Annotated in this window: 21 protein-coding genes; 14 read left to right on the top strand and 7 right to left on the bottom strand. The window is 63.6% G+C overall.

Going from position 1 to position 17259, the window contains the following annotated elements:
- Positions 1–341 precede the first annotated feature (341 nt).
- The 4 genes from AC1RLZ_RS19640 to AC1RLZ_RS19625 all read left to right on the top strand — a co-directional run bounded on the left by AC1RLZ_RS19640 (position 342) and on the right by AC1RLZ_RS19625 (position 3568).
- On the top strand, positions 342–794 hold the full coding sequence (locus AC1RLZ_RS19640) for a MarR family winged helix-turn-helix transcriptional regulator (protein WP_493189977.1): 453 nt from the start codon (positions 342–344) through the stop codon (positions 792–794).
- 21 nt (positions 795–815) lie between these two features.
- A complete protein-coding gene (locus AC1RLZ_RS19635) occupies positions 816–1379 on the top strand; it encodes an isochorismatase family protein (protein ID WP_493189976.1) in 564 nt (187 codons plus the stop codon).
- Between the two features lie 69 nt (positions 1380–1448).
- Positions 1449–2693 carry an MFS transporter gene (locus AC1RLZ_RS19630; protein WP_493189975.1) on the top strand — a complete coding sequence of 415 codons (1245 nt, stop codon included), beginning with the start codon at positions 1449–1451 and terminating at the stop codon, positions 2691–2693.
- A gap of 137 nt (positions 2694–2830) precedes the next feature.
- A complete protein-coding gene (locus AC1RLZ_RS19625; RefSeq protein ID WP_493189974.1) occupies positions 2831–3568 on the top strand; it encodes a superoxide dismutase in 738 nt (245 codons plus the stop codon).
- Positions 3569–3731: 163 nt separating this feature from the next.
- On the opposite strand, the gene AC1RLZ_RS19620 is transcribed toward AC1RLZ_RS19625, so the two are convergent.
- Positions 3732–4313 carry a TetR/AcrR family transcriptional regulator gene (locus AC1RLZ_RS19620; RefSeq protein WP_493189973.1) on the bottom strand — a complete coding sequence of 194 codons (582 nt, stop codon included), beginning with the start codon at positions 4311–4313 and terminating at the stop codon, positions 3732–3734.
- A gap of 86 nt (positions 4314–4399) precedes the next feature.
- Between AC1RLZ_RS19620 and AC1RLZ_RS19615 the strand changes: the two genes are divergently transcribed.
- Positions 4400–5191 (top strand): crotonase/enoyl-CoA hydratase family protein, encoded by a 792-nt coding sequence (locus AC1RLZ_RS19615; RefSeq protein WP_493189972.1) that lies wholly within the window; start codon positions 4400–4402, stop codon positions 5189–5191.
- 28 nt (positions 5192–5219) lie between these two features.
- Here AC1RLZ_RS19615 and AC1RLZ_RS19610 read toward each other — a convergent pair whose 3' ends face one another.
- Complete coding sequence (locus AC1RLZ_RS19610; RefSeq protein WP_493189971.1) at positions 5220–5831, bottom strand: septation protein A; 612 nt, start codon at positions 5829–5831, stop codon at positions 5220–5222.
- Positions 5831–6775 (bottom strand): signal recognition particle-docking protein FtsY, encoded by a 945-nt coding sequence (gene ftsY, locus AC1RLZ_RS19605; RefSeq protein WP_493189970.1) that lies wholly within the window; start codon positions 6773–6775, stop codon positions 5831–5833. Before ftsY ends, AC1RLZ_RS19610 begins: the two co-directional genes overlap by 1 nt.
- Before the next feature lie 163 nt (positions 6776–6938).
- Here ftsY and AC1RLZ_RS19600 point away from each other — a divergent pair, with 163 nt between their 5' ends.
- Positions 6939–7574, top strand: a complete 636-nt coding sequence (locus AC1RLZ_RS19600; protein WP_493189984.1) for an RluA family pseudouridine synthase — start codon at positions 6939–6941, stop codon at positions 7572–7574.
- A 3-nt stretch (positions 7575–7577) separates the two neighbouring features.
- Here the strand turns inward: AC1RLZ_RS19600 and dapF are convergent, their stop codons facing one another.
- On the bottom strand, positions 7578–8465 hold the full coding sequence (dapF, locus tag AC1RLZ_RS19595) for a diaminopimelate epimerase (protein ID WP_493189969.1): 888 nt from the start codon (positions 8463–8465) through the stop codon (positions 7578–7580).
- A 195-nt stretch (positions 8466–8660) separates the two neighbouring features.
- On the opposite strand from dapF, the gene AC1RLZ_RS19590 reads away from it, so the two are divergent.
- Together AC1RLZ_RS19590 and AC1RLZ_RS19585 are read left to right on the top strand one after the other, a co-directional pair.
- Complete coding sequence (locus tag AC1RLZ_RS19590; RefSeq protein WP_493189968.1) at positions 8661–9392, top strand: GyrI-like domain-containing protein; 732 nt, start codon at positions 8661–8663, stop codon at positions 9390–9392.
- Positions 9393–9447: 55 nt separating this feature from the next.
- Positions 9448–10155, top strand: a complete 708-nt coding sequence (locus AC1RLZ_RS19585) for an SIMPL domain-containing protein (RefSeq protein WP_493189967.1) — start codon at positions 9448–9450, stop codon at positions 10153–10155.
- A gap of 87 nt (positions 10156–10242) precedes the next feature.
- Here the strand turns inward: AC1RLZ_RS19585 and AC1RLZ_RS19580 are convergent, their stop codons facing one another.
- Positions 10243–11307, bottom strand: coding sequence for an MBL fold metallo-hydrolase (locus AC1RLZ_RS19580; RefSeq protein ID WP_493189966.1), 1065 nt, complete (start codon positions 11305–11307; stop codon positions 10243–10245).
- Positions 11308–11651: 344 nt separating this feature from the next.
- On the opposite strand from AC1RLZ_RS19580, the gene ffh reads away from it, so the two are divergent.
- The 3 genes from ffh to rimM are packed head-to-tail and all read left to right on the top strand — an operon-like array spanning position 11652 to position 14088.
- The gene (gene ffh, locus AC1RLZ_RS19575) at positions 11652–13169 is read left to right on the top strand and encodes a signal recognition particle protein (protein WP_371423550.1); all 1518 of its coding nucleotides are present in this window, start codon (positions 11652–11654) and stop codon (positions 13167–13169) included.
- A 49-nt stretch (positions 13170–13218) separates the two neighbouring features.
- Complete coding sequence (rpsP, locus tag AC1RLZ_RS19570; RefSeq protein WP_116659492.1) at positions 13219–13551, top strand: 30S ribosomal protein S16; 333 nt, start codon at positions 13219–13221, stop codon at positions 13549–13551.
- A 6-nt stretch (positions 13552–13557) separates the two neighbouring features.
- A complete protein-coding gene (gene rimM, locus AC1RLZ_RS19565) occupies positions 13558–14088 on the top strand; it encodes a ribosome maturation factor RimM (RefSeq protein WP_493189965.1) in 531 nt (176 codons plus the stop codon).
- Positions 14089–14202: 114 nt separating this feature from the next.
- On the opposite strand, the gene AC1RLZ_RS19560 is transcribed toward rimM, so the two are convergent.
- Positions 14203–15084: an SDR family oxidoreductase gene (locus AC1RLZ_RS19560; RefSeq protein ID WP_493189964.1), complete on the bottom strand. Its 882-nt coding sequence runs from the start codon at positions 15082–15084 to the stop codon at positions 14203–14205.
- Between the two features lie 131 nt (positions 15085–15215).
- On the opposite strand from AC1RLZ_RS19560, the gene AC1RLZ_RS19555 reads away from it, so the two are divergent.
- From AC1RLZ_RS19555 to rplS, 3 genes are all read left to right on the top strand, one after another.
- Positions 15216–15650, top strand: coding sequence for a winged helix-turn-helix transcriptional regulator (locus AC1RLZ_RS19555; RefSeq protein ID WP_493189963.1), 435 nt, complete (start codon positions 15216–15218; stop codon positions 15648–15650).
- Positions 15651–15701: 51 nt separating this feature from the next.
- The gene (gene trmD, locus AC1RLZ_RS19550; protein ID WP_493189962.1) at positions 15702–16460 is read left to right on the top strand and encodes a tRNA (guanosine(37)-N1)-methyltransferase TrmD; all 759 of its coding nucleotides are present in this window, start codon (positions 15702–15704) and stop codon (positions 16458–16460) included.
- Positions 16461–16580: 120 nt separating this feature from the next.
- Complete coding sequence (gene rplS / locus AC1RLZ_RS19545; protein WP_149529486.1) at positions 16581–16979, top strand: 50S ribosomal protein L19; 399 nt, start codon at positions 16581–16583, stop codon at positions 16977–16979.
- A 127-nt stretch (positions 16980–17106) separates the two neighbouring features.
- Here rplS and AC1RLZ_RS19540 read toward each other — a convergent pair whose 3' ends face one another.
- Complete coding sequence (locus AC1RLZ_RS19540; RefSeq protein WP_371423555.1) at positions 17107–17241, bottom strand: hypothetical protein; 135 nt, start codon at positions 17239–17241, stop codon at positions 17107–17109.
- Positions 17242–17259 lie beyond the last annotated feature (18 nt).

Here is a 17259-nt window from a genome sequence, read left to right as displayed (position 1 = left end):
TTGCGGCGAGGGTTTGCGAAGCATGACCCAGTGAATCAAAAGTCCCCGCCATTGGCGAGGACTTTGTCAGCGGTCTGGGGCGGCCGAGAGGCCGCCCTTTTTGTTGGGGCGCGACGATTGGGGCGTCGACGATTAAACCTCCAGCCCTCATCCCGAGGAGCAAAATCAGGTGGCGCAGAGCGACGCCTGATTTTGCGTCTCGAGGGATGGCGGGGACCGCCGGCCCATGGTTCGAGACGCCGGCCAAGAGGCGGGCTCCTCACCATGAGGGACCGGGCCGATCACGAAGATGTATGAAGTCTATCTTTGTAGTTTTCCTTTGTATCCTGTATGGTCCGCTCATGACAGACCATCATGACAACCCCGAAGATGCCCGCGCGCTGGCTCTGGCCGCTGAACTGCGCGCCCTGATCAGCAAGATGAAGCGCCGGTTCCGCAGCCAGGTGCATATGGGCAACCTGACCATGTCGCAGGTCGCCGTCCTCAGCCATCTGGACCGCAATGGTCCAATGACTGTGACCAACCTCGCCAAGGCCGAAGGAATGCGACCGCAATCGATGGGGGCCATCGTGGCGAGTCTGGAGGCCGTCGGTCATGTCAGTGGCTCACCCGACCCGAAGGATGGCCGGCAGACGATCCTGTCGCTGACCCCGTCCTGCCTCACTTGGATCGCGGAGGCCCGTGCGGCACGTCAGGACTGGCTGCTGCAAACCATCGAGAAACAGTTAACCCCGAGCGAGCAGGACGAACTCGCGCGCGCCGTCAAATTGCTCACCCGCATCGTCGAATCCTGATCGTCACCGAAAGACCACCCCATGGCCCTGACCACTCTTGATCCCAAGACGGCACTCATCGTCATCGATCTGCAGAAGGGCATCGTCTCGCTGCCACCGGCTGATGTCGCAGCCGACGTCGTCAGGCACACGCGAACACTGCTGGATGCGTTCCGGGCGCGTGATCTACCGGTCGTGCTGGTCAACGTCGATCGCGGCGCACCGGGCCGAACGGAGCGCGCGTTCAACATCAGGGATATGCCGCCCGACTGGACCGATTTGATTCCCGAACTTAACCGGCAGCCCGGCGATATCGTCGTGACCAAGCACTCATGGGGCGCCTTCGCAACGACCGATCTGGATACGCAACTCAAGGCGCGCGGTGTCACGCAAGTCGTCATCGCCGGCGTCGCGACGGGAACCGGTGTCGAAGCCACCGCGCGGCAGGCCTATGAAGCGGGTTTCAACGTCACGCTCGCCGTCGATGCGATGACGGATATGCGCGCCGAAGCGCACGCCTACAGCGTCGCCAGTGTCTTCCCGCGCCTCGGTGAGACCGGCACCGCGCAGGACGTCATCAACCTGCTCGACCAACGGAGTGCGTGACATGCTTTGGGCGATCTTCACGGCGCGGCTGTTCGGGCGCCTGCACGGCGGCAACACGCCCCTGCAATCATGAGCCTGTCCGCCACCGGCACGTTTCGTTCGCTGCGCACGTTCAACTATCGCGTCTGGGCAGGTGGCGCGCTGATATCGAATATCGGCTCGTGGATGCAGCGCACCACACAGGACTGGGTGGTGCTCACGCAACTCACCGACAACAATGCCACCGCGGTCGGCATCGTGATGGCGCTGCAGTTCGGGCCGATGCTGTTGCTGTTGCCCTTCACCGGCTATGCTGCCGATCACCTGGATCGCCGCAAATTGCTGATCGCAACGCAGGTGGCGATGGGCGTGCTGGCGCTCGGGCTGGGTCTGCTCCTTCTCAGCGGGCACGTGCAGCTCTGGCACGTCTATGTATTCGCCTTCCTGCTCGGCTGCGTGGCGGCCTTCGATTTTCCGGCGCGGCAGACCTTCGTCTCCGAACTGGTCATCGAGGCCGATCTGTCGAATGCCGTTGCGCTCAACTCCACCTCGTTCAACGCGGCGCGCATGATCGGCCCGGCGGTCGCCGGCCTGTTGATTGCCCACGTGGGCTCCGGCTGGGTGTTCATCCTCAACGGGATCTCGTTCGTGGCAGTGCTTGGCTCCCTCATACTGCTGCGCGCCGATGAGATGTATCCGGCGCAGCGTGCCGCAGGTGGCCGCGGCAGTCTGGTCGAAGGCTTTCGCTATGTCTGGAAACGGCCGGATCTCAAAGCCATCCTGCTGATGCTGTTCCTGGTCGGCACCTTCGGTTTGAATTTTCCGATTTTCATCTCGACCATGTCGGTTACGGCGTTTCACGCCGGCGCCGGCCAGTATGGCGTCCTGACATCGATCATGGCCATCGGGTCGGTGATCGGCTCGCTGCTGGCGGCGCGGCGCGACAGGCCGCGCATCAGTCTGCTGATTGTCGGTAGCGCTGTGTTCGGCGCAGGCTTCGTTCTCGCCGCCGCCATGCCGAACTACTGGTCGTTCGGTCTTGCGCTGATCGTCATTGGTGTTGCAGCGCAAACCGTAACCACCTCGACCAGCAGCCTGGTGCAGCTCTCGACCGAGCCGGCCATGCGTGGCCGCGTGATGGCGATCCTGCTGGCGATTGCGCTGGGTGGCACGCCCATCGGCGCGCCGGTCGTCGGCTGGGCCGCCGATCGATTCGGCCCGCGCTGGGCGCTCGCCATCGGCGCGCTCTCGGGACTGGCTGCGGCGGCGGTGGGCCTGCATTATCTCCTGAAGCACCGCAACGGCCAACGCAGCGCCCGGTCCGGCGGATCGTGATCCGTCGCATGTAAGGTGGTATCTCACATCTGTGATGTGCTCCGTGCCGCTGCGTCACAATGCCCGCACATGAAACTGGCAGACCGTGCGTTGCGTAGCTGCCAGACACGCCCGCAAAATCTTCAGGGAGAAGCCCCATGTCATCGATGTCCCGACGCCATCTCATGCTCGCTGCGACCGGCATCGCTGCCGCGGCCATCGCTCCGCGCACTGTCTTTGCCCAGGCCGCCACGCCCGCTGCCGGCAATGCGCCGTTCATCCTGCCGCCGCTGACCTATCCGGTCACGGCGTTCGATCCCCATATCGATGCCAGGACGATGGAGATCCATCACGACAAGCATCATGCCGCCTATGTCGCCAACATGAACAATTTCGCCAAGGACACCCCGGTGATCGGCGAGAAGCCGCTGGTCGAGGTGCTCGGCAATCTGGGCAGCGTGCCTGACGCGATCCGCACCGGCGTGCGCAACAATCTCGGCGGCCATGCCAATCACACCATGTTCTGGCAGATCATGGGCCCGAATGGCGGCAAGCCGGAAGGCGAGGTGCTCGCGGCGATCGATCGCGATCTCGGCGGCCTCGAGAAATTCCAGACCGATTTCAACGCCGCCGGCGGCCGTCAGTTCGGTTCTGGCTGGGTCTTCGTGATCGTCGACAAGGACGGCAAGCTGTCCATCGAGACCCGTCCCAATCAGGACAATCCGATCATGGATGGCAAGCGTGCGCTGATGGGCAACGACGTCTGGGAGCACGCTTATTATCTGACCTACCAGAACCGCCGCGCTGATTATCTCAAGGCGTGGTGGAATACGGTGAACTGGACCAAGGTTGGTGAGCGCTACGCGGCGGCGAAAGCCGGCACGCTGGCGGTGTGATGCAACCTTGTCATTCCGGGGCATGTGCGCATCTTCGCGCACGTGAACCTCAGCCACTCCAATTGGAGTGGCGGGGAATCTCGAAGTAGATGAGCATATCGAGATTCCGGATTCGCTCGCGCAAGATGCGCGATCGCTCCGGAATGACGGCGTTATCGATCGTCTACCGCTTGCGGCGCGCGTTGGTAATCAATGCATGCGCCGCTTGCCCCGCAGCTTCCATATAGGCGGGATCGCGGTGCAGTAGCACTGTGGCGAACGATCCGTCGAGTAGCAGCGTGACTTGCCGCGCGAGCAAGGCCGCGTCGGAAAGTTTTGCAGCCGTAAATTCGGCTGCCATCCATGCCTCGAACTTCTTCTTGTGCGCCGCGCCGATCTTGATGGCGGGATGGCCCGGCATGTTGGCGAGTTCGGCCGAGGTGCGCAGGAAGCCGCAGCCCTTCCACTTCGGATGACGTGCCGATGTGGCGAGATTGTCGAAGATCGCCTGCACCTTTGCAGCCAGTCCGCCCCTGCCTTCGTCGAACCAGCGCTTGAACAGTTCGAGATTGGGTTGATCCCGCCCCGCCAGATAGGCGGCGATCAGATCGTCCTTGCTCTGGAAGTGATAATACAGCGTGCGCTTGGTGACGCCGGCCTTGTCGGCCACGGCGTCGACGCTGACGCCGCGAATGCCCTCGGCGTAGAACAGTTTGTTGGCTGCGGCAACGATGCGGTCGCGGGTCGATGGTGCAGGACTGGCCATGAGCCGCATGTATACCGACCAGTGAATATACACAATGGCGCCTGGCTCCTAGGGTTGCAGCAGTTTCACCTGCCGGAGACCGGGATATGCCAGACATCGTGACCATGGGCGTCGATCGCGGAATCGCGCTCCTGACCCTCAACAGGCCGGACAAGCTGAACGCACTCAGCTATGCGCTGATCGATCGCTTGATGGCGCTGCTCGACGGGATCGAGGTCGCAGATGACATTCGCGCCGTCATTCTCACCGGCGCGGGAGATCGTGCATTCTCGGCCGGTGCGGACATTCCGGAATTCACGGCAAGCGTGGCGCAGGGGCCGAATAGGGCGGTCCGCGATTTTGTACGGCGCGGGCAGGCCATGACCGCGCGTCTCGAAGCGTTTTCGAAGCCGGTCATCGCAGCCGTGAATGGCCTCGCTTTCGGGGGCGGATGCGAAATCACCGAAGCGGTGCATCTGGCCGTTGCGAGCGAGCGGGCGCTATTCGCCAAGCCGGAAATCAATCTCGGCATGCCGCCGACTTTTGGCGGAACGCAGCGCCTGCCGCGTCTCGCCGGGCGCAAGCGCGGCCTCGCGCTATTGCTGACCGGCGACAGCTTTTCGCCAGCCCATGCCCTGCAGATCGGCCTGGTCAATGCGGTGGTGCCGCACGATCAGTTGCTGCCGGCGGCATATGATCTCGCGCGGCGCATCCTGCGTCATTCGCCTCTGGCGGTGGCCGGCATCATCACGGCCGTCACGCGCGGCCTGAACCAGAGCATCGGCGAAGGGTTGGAATTGGAACGCGAGCAATTCGCGCGCATGGTGCCGACGCATGACCTCGGTGAGGGATTGCGCGCCTGGGCTGCGCGGCGGCAGCCCGTCTATACGGGGCGATGATCGTCGTCAGGGACGACGTGCGGCTGGTTTATTTGCTGATATCGCCTTCGTCCGCCGCGCTCTCCGCGAGCGTGGCCGGCTCGATGCCGTAGCGCTTGATCAGCGGCATCTGCGCCACCGCGAAGGCCATGGTCAGCGGGATGACGCCGAACGCCTTGAAAGCCACCCAGAAATCCGTGCTCTGGGTACGCCAGATCGCTTCGTTCAGAAGTGCCATCGCGAAGAAGAACAGCGCCCAGCGCTTCGTCAGCGCGCGCCAGCCCTCGGGCGTAAGATTGAACATCTGGTCGAACATGATCGCGATGAAGGAGCGGCCGAACAGCAAGCCGCCGCCCAGAATGGCTGCGAACAGGCCGTAGATAATGGTCGGCTTGACCTTGATGAAGGTCTCGTCGTGCAGCACCAGCGTCAGCGTTCCGAACACCAGCACGATAACGGCGGTGACAAGCGCCATGATCGGCACATGCCTGACCACGACGTAAGACGCGATCATCGCCGCAACGATGGCCACCATGAAGGCGCCGGTGGCCACGAACAGGTTGAACTTGGCATTGGCGACAAAGAACACGATCAGCGGGCCAAGCTCGGTGGCGAGCTTGAATAGCGGATGTGGCTGGTTCTTGGCGAGTGCGTCGGTCATCAGCTTTCAATTCCTGCAATCGCTTGTGCAAAGTCTTTCGCGGTGAAAGGCGCGAGATCGTCGATGCCTTCGCCGACGCCGATGAAATGCACCGGCAATTTGTATTTCTCGGACAGCGCCACCAGGATGCCGCCACGGGCGGTGCCGTCGAGCTTGGTCATCACCAGGCCGGTGACGCCAGCCGTACGATGAAATGCCTCGACCTGCGACAGCGCGTTTTGTCCCACCGTGGCGTCGAGCACCAGCAGCACCGCATGGGGCGCGCTTGCGTCCACTTTCTTGATGACGCGGACGACCTTCTCGAGCTCGACCATCAGCTCGGTCTTGTTCTGCAGCCGGCCGGCGGTGTCGATCAGAAGGACGTCGCGATTGTCGTCGCGCGCCGCTGTGACGGCAGTGAAGGCGAGGCTCGCGGAATCCGAACCCTGCGCGCCGGCGATGACCGGCACCTTGTTGCGTTCGCCCCAGACCTTGAGCTGCTCGATGGCTGCCGCGCGGAACGTATCGCCGGCGGCCAGCATGACCTTGCGGCCTTCGGCGGAGAAGGTGGAGGCCAGCTTGCCGATGGTGGTGGTCTTGCCGGAACCGTTGACACCGACCACGAGGATCACGAACGGCTTGTGCGAAGTATCGATCACCAGTGGCTTGGCCACGGCCGAAAGTACCTTCTCGACCTCGGTGGCCACGACGGCTTTGACCTCGTCGGCGGAGATCGCCTTGTCATACCGGCCATGGCCGACGGAGGCAGAAATCCGAGCCGCCACTTCGGTACCCAGATCGGCGCGCAGCAGCACGTCCTCGATGTCCTCGAGCATGGCGCGGTCGAGCTTGCGCTTGGTCACAAGGTCGGCGACCGCGGTGCCAAGGGCGCTCGAGGTGCGCTTCAACCCGCTGGAGAGCCGTCGCCACCAGCTCAGTTTTGGCGTTTCGGGAGTGTCGTTCATGTCGGGGGTGTGTTAGCCGTTTCGCGCCATGATTCAAAGTATGACCAGTGAAAGTGACGAAGACGTCAGTCTGGAGGCCGAGCCCCGGCTGGAACCCCGCACCGATGCGGTTGAACTGACCGAAGCCGAGATTCTGGCGCGGGTGCTGCACCGTGACGGCCTGATGCTGGTGATCGACAAGCCGGCCGGCCTGCCGGTGCATCGCGGCCCCAAGGGCGGTGCCAATCTGGAGACGTCGTTCGAATTCCTGCGCTATGGCCTGCCGCGCGCGCCCGTTCTGGCGCACCGGCTCGACAGGGACACCTCGGGCTGCCTCGTGCTCGGCCGGCATCGCAAGGCCACGGCGTCGCTGGGCCTGCTGTTCAAGCACAGCCGTATCCGCAAGACCTATTGGGCGGTGGTCGAGGGCGGGCCTGCCGAAGATGCGGGCGTGATCGACATGCCGCTTGGTCGGCTCAATGCCGACCGGGGCTGGTGGATGAAACCGGATCCGGAGGGGCTCAAGGCAGTCTCGAATTTCACGGTGCTCGGCCGCGGCGGCGGCATGAGCTGGCTGGCGCTGGAGCCGGTGACGGGGCGGACGCATCAGTTGCGTGTGCACTCGGCGTCATCGGGCTTCCCGATCGTCGGCGACAATATCTACGGCAATGGTCCAAGATTCGGCGAGCCGACGCTGCATCTGCATGCGCGGGAGATCGTGATTCCGATTTCGCGCAACAAGGACCCGATTCGCGTCGTCGCGCCGGCCCCGCCGCACCTGCATGAGCGGCTGCGGGCATGCGGATGGAACGGGGAATAGGACCTAGGCGACTGAAGCAAACAGCTTCGGATCGAACGTGCCCTCATATTCGAACGCGGCCGGCCCCGTCATCAGCACGTGGTCGTCGCTCTCACGCCACTCGATGGTGAGCTCACCGCCCGGCAGCGTCATATGGACCGTGCGGTTGGTCCGGCGCAGACGCGCCGCAGCCACCGCCGTCGCGCAGGCGGCCGAGCCGCAGGCCTTGGTGAGGCCGGCGCCGCGCTCCCAGGTGCGCATCACGATGTGATCGCGATCGACGATGTGAGCCAGCGTGATATTGGCGCGGTCCGGGAAAATCGGGTGGTTTTCCAGAAGCGGGCCAAACTTTTCGAGATCATAGGCCGCGATATCGTCGACCCAGAAGATCGCATGCGGATTGCCCATCGAGACCACTGACGGCGTGTGCAGGATCGGGGCGTCGATCGGGCCGATCTGCAGCTCGATGCCGCGGGTGTCGCGGAATTCCTCCGCCAGCGGAATGTCCTGCCAGCCGAACTTCGGCGCGCCCATGTCCACCGTATAGAGATCCGGCGCCGGGCCCTGCCAGCAATTGATCAGGCCGGCCCTGGTCTCGAATGTGAGAGCCGTCTTGTCGTGGCCAGAAAGGTTTTCTCGGGCAAAGGTCTGCCGCGCCACACAGCGCATGCCGTTGCCGCAGGCGCCGGCTTCGGAGCCGTCATTGTTGTAGATCGAGACGAAGGCGTCGGTGCCGGCAAGGCGCGGCTTCTGCAGCACCATCAACTGGTCATAGGGCACGCCTTCGGGGGTCGCCACGGCGCGGGCGTCGGCCGGCGTGATGCCGGAGGCGGTGTCGCGCAGGTCGATCACGACGATCTCGTTGCCGATGCCGTTCATCTTGGCGAAGGAATGGTTGGCCAATGCGCTCATGTCGTGTCCCGTTGATCCCAGCCTTATATGGCGAGGCCGGTCCGATTGGCCAGTGCGGCACTTCTGAGGCGGGTGTTTTGAATGGCGCTCCGCAATTTGGGGAGGGGACGAAAGCCGTGGCTGCGTGTTACCATGGTGCCATATCGCGCATGTTGCCGGACGTTGCGCTGCAGGATGTCACTGGAGACCCTTCGTATGACCCGTTTTCGCCTGTCCCGCCTCGCCACTGTGGCGCTGATCCCGGCCGCCGCGCTGACGCTGAACGCCGCGGTTTGGGCGCAATCGCCGCCCGCCACGCCGCCGGCGACGACGACACCGGCTACCCCTGCGCCTGCTCCCGCAGCCCCGGCGACACCTGCTGCGCCTGCCACTCCTGAAACTCCGGCACCCGCGGCGCCGGCAACGCCACCCGCGGCGGCCCAGGCTCCGGTAACTCCGCCGGCCACGCCCGCGCCGGTGCAGACCGCCGATCCGTTCGGCGAGGAAATCACGCTGACGCCGAAGCAGATGGTGACTTTCGTCGGCAAGGCGAATTGGGATTCGGCCTTCGACACGCTGATGGACGCGTTCAAGCAGGTCACGACCGTGCTCGACAAACAGGGCATCAAGTCATCGGGTAACTCGATGATCGTTTACACCGCGACCGACGACACCGGCTTCACCTTCCTCGCCGAGATCCCCGTCGATCAGGAGGTGAAGAACCTGCCGAAGACAATGAAGATGGGACTGTCACCCGACGGCAAGGCCTTGAAATTCGTTCATCGCGGCTCCTATGACAATATGGACAACACCTATGAGGCGATCACCAATCACCTCGACGACAAGAAGCTCGAGGCGAAAGACACGTTCATCGAGGAATACATGACCGATCCCTTGAAGACCGCGGAAGACAAGCTGGTCATCAATGTCTATGTGCCGTTGAAGTGATAGAGCCGCACCTCTCGTCATAAAGAAGCCTTGGACAGTCGCGAGAGAACTGGTCATGACAAATCATCTCGCTCTCGCTTCGCTGGCCATTGCGCTTATCGCCACTCCTGCTGCCGCGCAGGTCAATCCGCCGCCGACGATTTCTGTGTCCGGCGAAGGCACCGTGTCGGTGCCGCCGGATCTCGCTGTTGTCGATGGTGGCGTGACGACCGACGCCAAGACCGCACGCGAGGCCGCAGAGGCCAACAATGCCGCAATGGCCAAGGTGCTGGCGGCCCTGAAGAGCGCCGGCATTGCCGAGAAGGACATGCAGACGTCGCGGCTGTCGCTGTTTCCGCAATATGCGCAGCAGACCCGTCCCAATCCCGGCCCGAATGTGATCTCGGGCTATCGCGCCAGCAACCACGTCACCGTCCGGGTGCGCGATGTGACCAAGGTGGCCGGCGCCATCGACACGCTGGTGTCGTCGGGCGCCAATGAGGTCGGCGGCATCACTTTCATGGTGACCAAGGCGTCGCAACTGCTTGACGATGCGCGTAGCCAGGCCATCGCCGATGCGCGTCGCAAGGCGGAGATCTATGCCAAGGCGGCCGGCGTCACGCTCGGTGCGCCGATCAATATTTCCGAGGACTCCGGCAGCGCACCGGCGCCGATGATGCTGCGCAAGATGGCTGCCGACGTAGCCTCCGCTCCGGTGGCGCAAGGCGAGGAAGTGCTGCGCGTGAATGTCAGCGTGTCCTGGGAAATCAAGCCGGGCCAGTAATGTTACACTCCGTCATGGCCGGGCAAAGCGCGAAGCTCGCTTCGCGCTGGCCGGGCATGACGATTGAGCGTTCTGCGATTCTCGCTTCTAAATCTCCACCACCTGCCCCGGCTTCAGCGCCATAAACTTGTCGCTGGGCAGTTCTGCCGCGCTGCATGCGGCAGCAAGTCCCTTCACCGGCCCGTCGATCGCCTCATCGGTGAGCTGGAACGTCGAGTGATGGCTGGCCAGCGCCTGCTGCGCGCCGCAATCATTCAGCGCCTTCACGGCATCCTCCGGATTCATGTGCTGGTCCTTCATGAACCAGCGCGGCTCATAGGCACCGATCGGCAGGATCGCAAGCCTGATAGCGCCATGGGCTTCGCGCACGCGGCGGAAGTGCAGGCCGTCGCCATAGCCGCTGTCGCCGACGATGTAGATATTGCCGGCCGGCGTCTCCAACACGAAGCTCGCCCAGAGCGACTTGTTGCGGTCGAACAGGCCGCGCGCCGTCCAGTGCCGCGTCGGCACCAGCGTGACGGCGAGGCCGTTGCCGAGCTCGACGCGATCTCTCCAGTCATAGGCCTCGGCCTTGATCGCGCGGTCGGCGCTTTTCATGGTGATGTCGTTGCCGAGCGGCGTGATCACGCGCGGCGCAAATTTGGCTGATAGCTTCGACAGCGTCGGAAGATCGAGATGATCGTAATGACCGTGCGACACCAGCACGATGTCGATCTTCGGCAGCTTGTCGAACGCGATGCCCGGCGCGGTGTGACGCTTCGGCCCGGCAAACGAGAATGGCGAGACGCGGTCGGACCATACCGGATCGAACAGGATGTTGATTCCGGCGGTCTGGATCAGCCAGCTCGCGTGACCGACATAGGAAAACCGAACGCCCGCGCCCTCGACCCTGGCCGGCGGCGTATCGGCAAACTCGTTCTCGACCCAGTCGGGCCAGACCTCGCGGGTACGGCCACCACCGAACTGCCAGCGCAGCACTTCGCCGAGCGACTTGGGGGGCGCCCCGTCAGGATCGAAGAAAATCTTGCCGTCGAAGTGATCGGAGACGGGGCCGTCGTAATAGGTCATGCGGGAAGCCCAGATGGCCGACAGCCCCGTCGCTGCGGCGAGGCCGCCGACGGATGCGAGAAGCTTGCGGCGTGTGATGGCCATGAAACCGAGAGGCGAAAAGTGAGTTGTGGTGAGCGATCACTCACATCTAGGCTAGCTGTCGCAGAAATCCAGTTGCCAATTGTCAATTTGATCGGCTGGGGCAAAAAATATCCTTTATCTGGAACGGGTTGCCGTTCCGAACGACGGTACGGCGGCCATATTTCCTTGACTCGCCGGGCTCCGGCGCTGTAAATCCCCGCCAATTCTCGAAAAGTTCTCTTTTCGACCCGCCGACCGGCCCTTGAGACCGGAGGTCAACGCCCGACAGCGCGATGCGCCCTCGGGCGCAAAAGTGTTTGGTTCTTCGTCATTATGGTGATGGCGATATCGGAAGCGAAGTAGCGATGTTCGACAATCTGTCGGAACGACTTGGCGGAATTCTCGACCGGCTCACCGGGCGCGGTGCGCTGTCGGAGGCTGACGTCGATGCCGCAATGCGCGAAGTGCGCCGCGCGCTGCTCGAGGCCGACGTCTCGCTCGACGTGGTCCGCTCTTTCATCGATCGCGTGCGTGAGCAGGCCATTGGCGCCACGGTCGTCAAGTCGGTCACGCCCGGCCAGATGGTCGTCAAGATCGTCCATGACGAGCTGGTCGCGACCCTCGGGGCCGATGGTGAAGGCGGTATCGACCTTCAGGCTGTCCCGCCCGTCGCCATCATGATGGTCGGCCTGCAGGGCTCCGGCAAGACCACCACCACCGCGAAACTCGCGCGTCGTCTCACCCAGCGCGACAAGCGCAAGGTGCTGATGGCGTCGCTCGACGTCTATCGTCCGGCTGCCATGGAGCAGCTCGCGGTGCTCGGCCGCGATCTCGACATCCAGACGCTGCCGATCGTCGAAGGCCAGAAGCCTGCCGACATTGCCAAGCGCGCGCTCTCTGCTGCCAAGCTCGGCGGCTATGACGTGGTTCTGCTCGACACCGCCGGCCGCACCACGCTCGACGAAGAGATGATGTCGGAAGCGATCGAGATCAAAGCGATCGCCAATCCGCATGAAGTGCTGCTGGTCGCGGACTCGCTGACCGGTCAGGACGCCGTCAATCTCGCGCGCTCCTTCAACGAACGCGTCGGCCTCACCGGCATCGCGCTCACCCGCGTCGATGGCGATGGCCGCGGCGGTGCCGCACTCTCGATGCGCGCCGTCACCGGCAAGCCGATCAAGCTGATCGGTACCGGTGAAAAGACCGATGCGCTGGAAGACTTCCATCCGAGCCGCATCGCCGGCCGCATTCTCGGCATGGGCGACGTCGTCTCGCTGGTCGAGCGCGCCGCTGCGAATATCGATGCGGAAAAGGCTGCGCGCACGGCCGAGCGCATGCGCAAGGGCCAGTTCGATCTCACCGACATGCGTGAGCAGCTGATCCAGATGACCAATATGGGCGGTCTCTCCGGCCTGATGGGCATGATGCCCGGCATCGCCAAGATGAAGAACCAGATCGCCTCCGCCGGTCTCGATGACCGCGTGGTGAAGCGCCAGATCGCCGTTATCGATTCGATGACGCGTCAGGAGCGCAAGAATCCCGACATCCTCAAGGCGAGCCGCAAAAAGCGTATCGCTGCCGGCGCCGGCCTCAAGGTCGAGGAAGTCAACAAGGTGCTGAAGATGCACCGGAACATGGCCGACATGATGAAGGCCATGGGCTCCGGCAAGCGCGGTCCGATGGCCGGCATCGCGCAGGCCATGGGCTTCGGTGGCGGTGGCATGCCGTCGCCCGAACAGATGAAGGCGATGGCCGAGAAGATGCCGGGCGGACTGCCGCAGGGCATGCCGTCATTGCCGAAAGATTTCCCGGGCCTGTCGGGTCTGGGCAAACCGACGCTGCCGGGACTCGGCGGCTTTCCCGGTCTCGGGAAAAAGAAATAACGCGATCCATTCAACTCACATTCAAATCGAACACATCCAGGAGAATCCCATGTCCGTCGTTATCCGCCTCGCTCGCGCAGGCACCAAGAAGCGCCCCGTCTATCACGTCGTCGTCGCCGACTCGCGTTTTCCCCGCGATGGCCGCTTCATCGAGCGTCTCGGCTACTTCAATCCGCTGCTCGCCAAGGACAATGAGCTGCGCCTGAAGCTCGACCTCGAAAAGACCAAGGCCTGGATCGCCAAGGGCGCACAGCCGTCGGACCGCGTCGCTCGCTTCCTCGATGCCGCCGGCGTTGCCAAGCGCGAAGCCCGCAACAATCCCGAGAAGGCCGTGCCGCGCAAGGAGCGCAAGGCTGCTGCCGAAGCTGCGGCGAAGAAGTAAGGCGGAATGCCAACCGCGCAAATCTGCGTCGCGCGCATCGGCGCGCCGCATGGTGTGCGCGGTCAGGTCCGGCTGTGGACCTTCACCGAAGATCCATTCGCCGTGCTCGACTACGGCCCGCTTGCCACCAAGGACGGCAAGCGGAGCTTTGAGGTCGATGACGTGCGCGAGGCCAAGGGCCATCTGGTCGCGACGCTGAAGGGCGTCGCGTCTCGTGAAGACGCCGAGCGCCTCAATGGCGTCGAGCTCTATGTGGCGCGCGATGCGCTGCCCGACACCGAAGACGATGAATATTACCACGCCGATCTGATCGGCCTCGCTGCGGTCAATGCCGCGGGCGATGCGGTCGGTCGTGTCGTCGGCATCCATAATTTCGGCGCCGGCGACATCATCGAGATCGCGCCGCTAGAGGGCGCGACCTTGCTGTTGCCCTTCACAAATGCCGTGGTGCCGACGGTGGATATTGTCGGCGGCAAGGTCGTGATAGAATTGCCGGGTGAGATCATCGGCGACGATCCCACCGCGGCCGGCGACTAGGCTTTCAATAGCCGTAGGATGGGTAGAGCGAAGCGAAACCCATCATTCCGTCGGTGCGGCAGACTCCGCCGATGGGTTGCGCTCCGGCGCTTACGCGCCTGCGCTCTACCCATCCTACGAAGAACGAGCTTCGGTCTTCAACGCCTCAGCAATCGTCACCGCAAACGGTGTCGTCTTCCGCCCGATCAGCTTGCTCAGCATATGGCTGTCATCGAACAGCGCGCCGTCGGCTGCCGCCGTGTTTGACGTCGCGATCAGCTCAGCGAGTTCTTCCGGCAATCCCGCATTGAGCATGATGGCCTTGAACTCGGCTTCCGGCAAACGGACATAAGGAATTGTTCTGCCGCACTGCTTGCTGATCTCCGCTGCAAAATCATCCAGCGTGAAAGCCTCGTCGCCTGCCAGTTCATAGACTTTGCCGGTGTGATCGCCTCCGGCCAGCACGGTCGCTGCCGCCGCGGCATAATCCTCGCGTGACGCCGATGCGATACGGCCATCCCTGGCGCTGCTGACCAGCGCATTGTGCGCCAATGCGGCTGGTATCGAGGCCGTGTAGTTCTCGGTGTACCAGCCATTGCGCAGCAGCACGAAAGGGATGCCGGAGGCGCGAATCAACTCTTCCGTCGGCAGATGCTCTTTCGCGACTGACAGCTTCGAGGTGTCCGCACGCAGCACGCTCGTATAGGCGATCAGCTTTACGCCGGCGCGCTTCGCTGCGTCGATGACGTTGCGGTGCTGCGCGACGCGCTGACCGAGTTCGTTCGACGAGATCAGGAGCAGGCGGTCGATGCCTTTGAAGGCGGCGTCCAGCGTCTCCGGTTTGCTGTAGTCGGCGGCGACGACCGAGACGCCCCTGGCTGCAAGATCGGCGCCCTTGGCGGGATCGCGCAGGCCGGCGACGATCTGGCTGGCCGGGACGCGTTTGAGCAGGGCATCGATGGTGAGGCGGCCGAGCTGGCCGCCGGCGGCGGTGACGAGAATACGGTGGTTCGACATGGCGGGATCCTGTATGGTCTCTAATTGAACACAGGTATTGAATAGAGACCGCCAGCCGTTTCCGTAAGGAGGCAGGTTTTTCTCACCAGGTGACCTGGAAGTGACCTGCGGTCGGCCGGAAGGAACCCCCGATGCCCCAAAAAGCTCCTGATGAGACCCCACTGGCCACCCGGTTTGACGAATGGCAGGCGAGGGGTTTCGATGCCGACGCCTGTCCGGTGCGCAACGTGCTGGACCGCATCGGCGACAAGTGGACGTCGCTGTTGCTGGTCGCGCTGGCAGCCAGGCCGCGGCGCTTCAGCGAGCTCCATCGCGCCGTGCCGGACATCTCCAAGCGCATGCTGACGCAGTCGCTGCGCGACCTGCAGCGGGATGGGCTGGTCACCCGCCACGTCTTTCCCACCAAGCCACCATCGGTCGAATATCGTCTCTCGCCGCTGGGTCAGTCCGCGCTCAGGCCGCTGGCCGGCCTGATCGATTGGGCCGAGCGCAGCTTTGCCGAGATCAAGGCCTCGCGCGCGGCATTCGATGCCGGCGACACCAGCGAGCAGATGTCGGCGGCCTAGGCTGCGAGCGACGGCGTTTGACGCCTCGCGCCGGACGCGCGATGGAGAGCCATGATTTCCGATCTTTCATCCGCCCCATGGCGCGCGACGGTGCTGACGCTGTTTCCCGAGATGTTTCCGGGGCCGCTCGGTATCAGCCTCGCCGGCAAGGCTCTGGCTTCCGGCCTGTGGGCGCTGGAGGCGCGGGATATCCGCGCCTCGGCCACGGACAAGCATCGTAGCGTCGATGATACGCCCGCCGGTGGCGGGCCGGGCATGGTGCTGCGGGCGGACGTGCTGGCGGCGGCGATCGATGCGGTGGATGCGCAGGACCGTCCCAGGCTGGTGATGAGCCCCCGCGGTCGGCCATTGACCCAGGCGCGGGTGGCGGAGCTGGCCGCCGGGCCGGGGCCGCTGATTGTGTGCGGTCGCTTCGAGGGCATCGATCAGCGCGTCATCGACGCCCGCGGGCTCGAGGAAGTCTCGATCGGGGACTATGTGCTGTCCGGCGGCGAAATCGCCGCCATGACGCTGATTGACGCCTGTGTGCGGCTTTTGCCGGGGGTCATGGGCAAACTGGCGTCTGGAACCGACGAGAGTTTCTCCGACGGGCTACTGGAATACCCGCAATATACCCGCCCCCAGACCTTCGAGGGGCGCGAGATTCCCGAGGTTCTGATCTCCGGTGACCATGCCAGGGTCGCCAAATGGCGGCTGGCCCAAGCGGAGGCGCTGACCGCCGCCCGGCGGCCCGATTTGTGGGCGGCGCGTCCGAAAGCGCCGGAATCAGGCAAAAAGCGAAAACCGCCAAAAATCACGACGGGCGAGTGACACAGACGGTGACAACGGCTTTGCTTTCCCGTATAGCAGCGCCAAATCCGTGCACTGGCAGGGTAAGAGTTTCGTGCGCAGCCCGCGCAATGTCTGGGCGCGCCGCCGATGGAGATTTTGATGAACATTATCCAGACGCTTGAAAAAGAGCAGTTCGACCGCCTTTCCGCCACCAAGTCGATCCCGGAATTCGGTCCCGGCGACACCCTCATCGTCAACGTGAAGGTTGTCGAAGGCGAGCGCTCCCGCGTGCAGGCGTATGAAGGCGTCTGCATCGGCCGCAACGGCGGTGGCATCAATGAGAGCTTCACCGTTCGCAAGATTTCCTACGGCGAGGGTGTCGAGCGCGTGTTCCCGCTGCTCTCCCCGATGATCGACTCGATCAAGGTCGTGCGTCGCGGCAAGGTGCGTCGCGCCAAGCTGTATTACCTGCGCGATCTGCGCGGCAAGTCGGCCCGCATCACCGAGAAGAAGACCGAGCGCCCGGCCAAGGTCGCTGCTGTGGCTGCTGCCAAGTAATATTCCGCATCATCGAATGTGCGAGACGAAAAGCGCGGCGCAAGCCGCGCTTTTTTGTTGTGCGGCGCTCGCATACCTTCGCCGCATTGGCGAAATTGAACCCAGGTGCTATATCACTGGAATGTTTCTAGATCTGCACCAGCATGCGCTTCGCATCGTTATCGACGATCATAGCCGGCTGCCCGGGCGCTTCTTCGGGCGCTTTACGACCTCTGTCGTGGCGGCGCTTCGAAAGCTCTGACGCCTGCTCTTTGACCGCCATCAGTCGCGTGTCTCGCGC

The organism is Tardiphaga sp. GW822-FHT04G09 (assembly GCF_058800725.1).
This window is presented reverse-complemented; position numbering and strand designations above follow the sequence as displayed.